Below are 4,391 nucleotides of genomic sequence, written 5' to 3'. Positions count from 1 at the left end.
ACGCGGGGGTGTGCCCCGGGCGGGAGGGCTCCCGCACGCGGGGGGGTGTTCCCAGGCGGGAAGGCCCTCCTACGAGGGGCGGCCGCCGAACTGCCAGTCGTGCACCTCGACCCCGGCGTACGCGTCCGGGGTCGGGAGAACGGCGCGGGCCGCCTCCGGGTCCGACGCCCGGACCAGCGCCGCCGTGCCCAGCCAGGTGGCGCCGTCGTCGGAGAGCAGCGGCCCGTAGGCGATCAGGTCCCCCCGGTCCTCCCAGCCGGACGGCGCCTCCAGGTCGACCGCCCGCTCCGTCGCCGTGGCCGCGCCCAGGCCGATCACCAGGAAACGGTCCCCGCCGGTCCGGCCACCGGGGAAGTCCCACATGGTGCGCCCCAGGACGTTGCGCCACCGGCGCAGCATCACGTCCCGGTAGACGCCGGCCTGGTGGTTGGGCTCGTCGAAGGCGAACGCACGGGCGGCCCCGGCATCGGGCAGACGGAGGATGTGCACGCTGCCGCTGGGCGTCTCGCCGTCCTCCCCGAAGGTCGGACCGCGGGCGATCATCTCCTTGGCGTACTGGTCCATGTAGGCCCAGTGCGCCTCGATCAGCTCGGCGCGCAGCGGCAGGGAGCCGGTCCGGTCCCGGTGGTAACAGAGGAATTCCATGGCCGAAGGATCTCCCCGCGAAGGCGCGGGGGGCGAGCGATTTGCGGGGCCCCGTATTCGTATACCGGGCTCTGCGTAAGGTGGAACCCATGAGCAGCGCAGCCTCCCGTCCCACCGCAGGCCCCTTCGACCGCGGACACACCGACGACCTCATGGCCTTCCTGACGGCCTCGCCCTCGCCGTACCACGCGGTCGCGAGTGCCGCCGAGCGGCTCGAGAAGGCCGGATTCCGCCAGGTCGAGGAGACCGCGGCCTGGGACGCGACGAGCGGCGGGAAGTACGTGGTCCGCGGTGGCGCGATCATCGCCTGGTACGTGCCGGAGGGCGCCTCCGCCCACACCCCGTACCGGATCGTCGGCGCCCACACCGACTCCCCCAACCTGCGCGTCAAGCCGCAGCCCGACATGGGCGCGCACGGCTGGCGGCAGGTCGCGGTCGAGATCTACGGCGGCACCCTGCTCAACACCTGGCTCGACCGCGACCTCGGCCTCGCCGGGCGGCTCACGCTCCGCGACGGCAGCCACCACCTGGTCAACGTGGACCGGCCGCTGCTGCGCGTCCCGCAGCTCGCGATCCACCTCGACCGGGGCGCCAACGACGGCCTCAAGCTGGAACGCCAGCGCCACATGCAGCCGATCTGGGGCATCGGCGAGGTCCACGAGGGCGACCTGATCTCCTTCGTCGCCGCCGAGGCCGGGGTCGACGCCGAGGACGTGAGCGGCTGGGACCTGATGGTGCACGCCGTCGACGCGCCCGCCTACCTGGGCCGCGACCGCGAGCTGCTCGCCGGCCCGCGCATGGACAACCTGCTGTCCGTGCACGCCGCCGTCGCCGCGCTCGCCTCCCTCGCGGGCCGCGACGACCTCCCGTACATCCCGGTCCTCGCCGCCTTCGACCACGAGGAGAACGGCTCCGAGGCCGACACCGGCGCCCAGGGCCCGCTCCTCGGCAACGTCCTGGAGCGCTCGGTGTACGCGCGCGGCGGCTCCTACGAGGACCGCGCCCGGGCCTTCGCCGGCACCGTCTGCCTCTCCTCCGACACCGGCCACGCCGTCCACCCGAACTACGCGGAACGCCACGACCCGACGCACCACCCGCGCGTCAACGGCGGCCCGATCCTGAAGGTGAACGTCAACCAGCGGTACGCCACCGACGGCAGCGGCCGCGCGGTCTTCGCCGCCGCCTGCGAGAAGGCGGGCGTGCCGTGGCAGTCGTTCGTCTCCAACAACGACATGCCCTGCGGCACGACGATCGGCCCGATCACCGCCGCCCGCCACGGCATCAAGACCGTCGACATCGGCGTGGCGATCCTCTCCATGCACAGCGCCCGCGAACTCTGCGGCGCCAAGGACCCGTACCTCCTGGCCAACGCCCTGGTCGCCTTCCTGGAGGGCTGACACCCGGCGGCCCCGGCCGCGAAACATCCGCGAAAGGTGCCGCCTGGCAGGGTCGCCTCATGCATCGTCATGAGGGGCCCTCCCGGGGCAGGTTCTTCGCCGGACTCGGGGGCGCCGTCGTCGTCGCCACGGCGGCGGCGGGGGTGTTGATCGGCACGTACAACGACCGGCCGCCGTGGGGGACGGACATCGCCTACGAGGGCGGCTTCGTCATGGCGTCCCGGATCCGCGGGTACGACGTGGACGGCTCGCGGACGAAGGCGCTGCTCGCCGGGGAGTGCGCGCTCATGGAGCGGCAGGGCATGGGCGGCGACCGGGCCGTGCACGACCCGGCCGCCTGGGTGGACGGATGCCTGGACGCCGCCGCGGGGCGGCCGTCCAAGCATCAGGGTCTCGTCCGCTGACTACGTGTCCATGCCGGCGACTACGCGTCCATGCCGGCGATTACGCGTCCATACCGGCGAGGATCAGCGGCAGCCGGGACACACCCGTCTCCGTGATCTTCACCGGGACGCCCCAGTCCTGCTGGTGGACGTGGCAGGCCGGGTACTCGTTCGCCGGGTCGTCGTCGCATGAAGCGGCCATGGCCGAGACGTGCAGGACGCCCTCGGTGAGCCCGGGGGCGAGGTCGAGCTCACGGAAGAGGTCCGTCCCCGTTCCCTCGCCCGCGAGGAGCAGTTCCGGCGGGGTCGAGGAGACCAGGAGGCGGGTCGAGGGGCCGTACCGCTCGTCCAGCTTCTGGCCGGTGGGCGCCTGGAAGACCACGTCCAGACGGAGGCGGCCCGGGGCGACCTCGGTGGCCTCGCGCCGGGTGCGGTGGGCGACGGCCTCGACCTGGACGGCCTCCTCGGGGAGACGCAGCCGGGTCAGCCGGTGCCGGGCGGACTCGACGACCACGATGTCGCCGTCGACGAGGACCGCGTCGCTGGGCTCGCGCAGGTCCGTGGCGAGCGTCGTCACCTCACCGGACGCCGGGTCGTAGCGGCGCAGGGCGTGGTTGTACGTGTCGGAGATCGCGACCGAGCCGTCCGGCAGGGCCGTCACGCCCAGCGGGTGCTGGAGCAGGGCCTGGCCGGCGGCGCCGTCGCGGTGGCCGAAGTCGAAGAGTCCGGTGCCGACGGCGGTGTGGACCACGCCCTCCGTGTCGACCCAGCGCAGCGCGCTGGTCTCGGAGTCGGCCACCCACAGCCGGTCCTCGGTGGCGGCGAGCCCGGAGGGCTGCGCGAACCAGGCCTCGGCGGCGGGCCCGTCGACGAGCCCCTCGTTGGTGGTGCCGGCCGCGACCTCGACGGTCTTCGTGGCCGGGTCGTACGTCCACAGCTGGTGGACACCGGCCATGGCGATCCACACCTTGCCCTGCCACCAGGCCACGTCCCACGGCGAGGACAGGTCGACGTCCAGGGCGGGCCCGGACGTGGGGGAGCCCTGCCACCACTGCTTCCCGGTGCCGGCGAGCCGCTCGATCGTGCCGGTCTCCGGGTCGAGGAGGCGCAGGGCGTGGTTCACGGTGTCCGCGACGACGACGGTGCCGTCGGGCAGCCGCGTGAGGCCCTGCGGCTCCCGGAAGACGCCCTCGCCGATCCGCCGTACGACGGTCTCGCCGTCGGCGGCCAGCTCGACGAGCTGGTGCCGGGTGGTGTCGGAGACCAGGAAGTTCCCGGAGGGCAGCAGGATCGCCTTGCCGGGGAAGCGCAGGTCGGTGGCGACGGGCTCGGGCGCCACGTACGGTCCGTCGCCGCGCCGCAGCGTCCCCTTGGCCTCGTGCTCGGCCTCCAGCTCCTCGACGAGCGTCCGGATCGCGTTGGCGTGCCCCTCACCGGCGTGCTGGGCGACGACGTACCCCTCGGGGTCGATCACGACGAGCGTCGGCCACGCGCGCACGGCGTACTGCTTCCAGGTCGCGAGCTCCGGGTCGTCGAGGACGGGGTGGTGCACCTCGTACCGCTCGACGGCGTCGACGACGGCCTGGTGCTCGGCCTCGTGCACGAACTTCGGCGAGTGCACGCCGACGATGACGAGCGTGTCGCGGTGCTTCTCCTCCAGATCACGCAGCTCGTCGAGCACGTGCAGGCAGTTCACGCAGCAAAAGGTCCAGAAATCGAGCAGAACGATCTTTCCTCGCAGGTCGGCGAGGGTCAGATCGTCGCCACCCGTGTTCAGCCAGCCACCCTTGCCGATCAGCTCGGGGGCGCGGACACGGGCACGGCGGGACGCGGGCGCGGGAGTGGGCGCCGAAGCGGCATCGTTCATGGTTCAAGCTTGCCATCCGCCTGTGAATGCCGGATCACGCCCGTACGTCGGGGGTGCCGTACGGGTGGAATCGGCCGCCGGGTGGGGGCGGGGTGCGTG

The 4,391-nt window shown here is 73.1% G+C and carries 4 protein-coding genes; 2 read left to right on the top strand and 2 right to left on the bottom strand.

Going from position 1 to position 4,391, the window contains the following annotated elements; translation table 11 throughout:
- Positions 1–69: 69 nt before the first annotated feature.
- Entirely contained in the window at positions 70–645 is a 576-nt protein-coding gene (locus tag AOK00_RS28435) for a YciI family protein (RefSeq protein WP_055603111.1), read from the bottom strand.
- An 89-nt stretch (positions 646–734) separates the two neighbouring features.
- Between AOK00_RS28435 and AOK00_RS28430 the strand changes: the two genes are divergently transcribed.
- Positions 735–2,042 carry a M18 family aminopeptidase gene (locus AOK00_RS28430; RefSeq protein WP_055603110.1) on the top strand — a complete coding sequence of 436 codons (1,308 nt, stop codon included), beginning with the start codon at positions 735–737 and terminating at the stop codon, positions 2,040–2,042.
- Between the two features lie 59 nt (positions 2,043–2,101).
- Complete coding sequence (locus AOK00_RS28425) at positions 2,102–2,446, top strand: hypothetical protein (RefSeq protein ID WP_055603109.1); 345 nt, start codon at positions 2,102–2,104, stop codon at positions 2,444–2,446.
- Positions 2,447–2,486: 40 nt separating this feature from the next.
- On the opposite strand, the gene AOK00_RS28420 is transcribed toward AOK00_RS28425, so the two are convergent.
- Entirely contained in the window at positions 2,487–4,292 is a 1,806-nt protein-coding gene (locus AOK00_RS28420; RefSeq protein ID WP_055603108.1) for an NHL domain-containing thioredoxin family protein, read from the bottom strand.
- Between the last annotated feature and the right edge of the window lie 99 nt (positions 4,293–4,391).

Source organism: Streptomyces aureus (assembly GCF_001418135.1).
Lineage (GTDB): Bacteria > Actinomycetota > Actinomycetes > Streptomycetales > Streptomycetaceae > Streptomyces > Streptomyces aureus_A.
The sequence above is the reverse complement of the archived record's forward strand: the minus strand, read 5'-3'. Positions and strand labels throughout refer to the sequence as shown.

What these genes read in the sequence shown, in the direction of transcription:
- AOK00_RS28430 (WP_055603110.1), top strand. Translation starts at nt 735, where the DNA reads ATGAGCAGCGCAGCCTCCCGTCCCACCGCAGGCCCCTTCGACCGCGGA.
- AOK00_RS28435 (WP_055603111.1), bottom strand. Translation starts at nt 645, where the DNA reads ATGGAATTCCTCTGTTACCACCGGGACCGGACCGGCTCCCTGCCGCTG.
- AOK00_RS28420 (WP_055603108.1), bottom strand. Translation starts at nt 4,292, where the DNA reads ATGAACGATGCCGCTTCGGCGCCCACTCCCGCGCCCGCGTCCCGCCGT.
- AOK00_RS28425 (WP_055603109.1), top strand. Translation starts at nt 2,102, where the DNA reads ATGCATCGTCATGAGGGGCCCTCCCGGGGCAGGTTCTTCGCCGGACTC.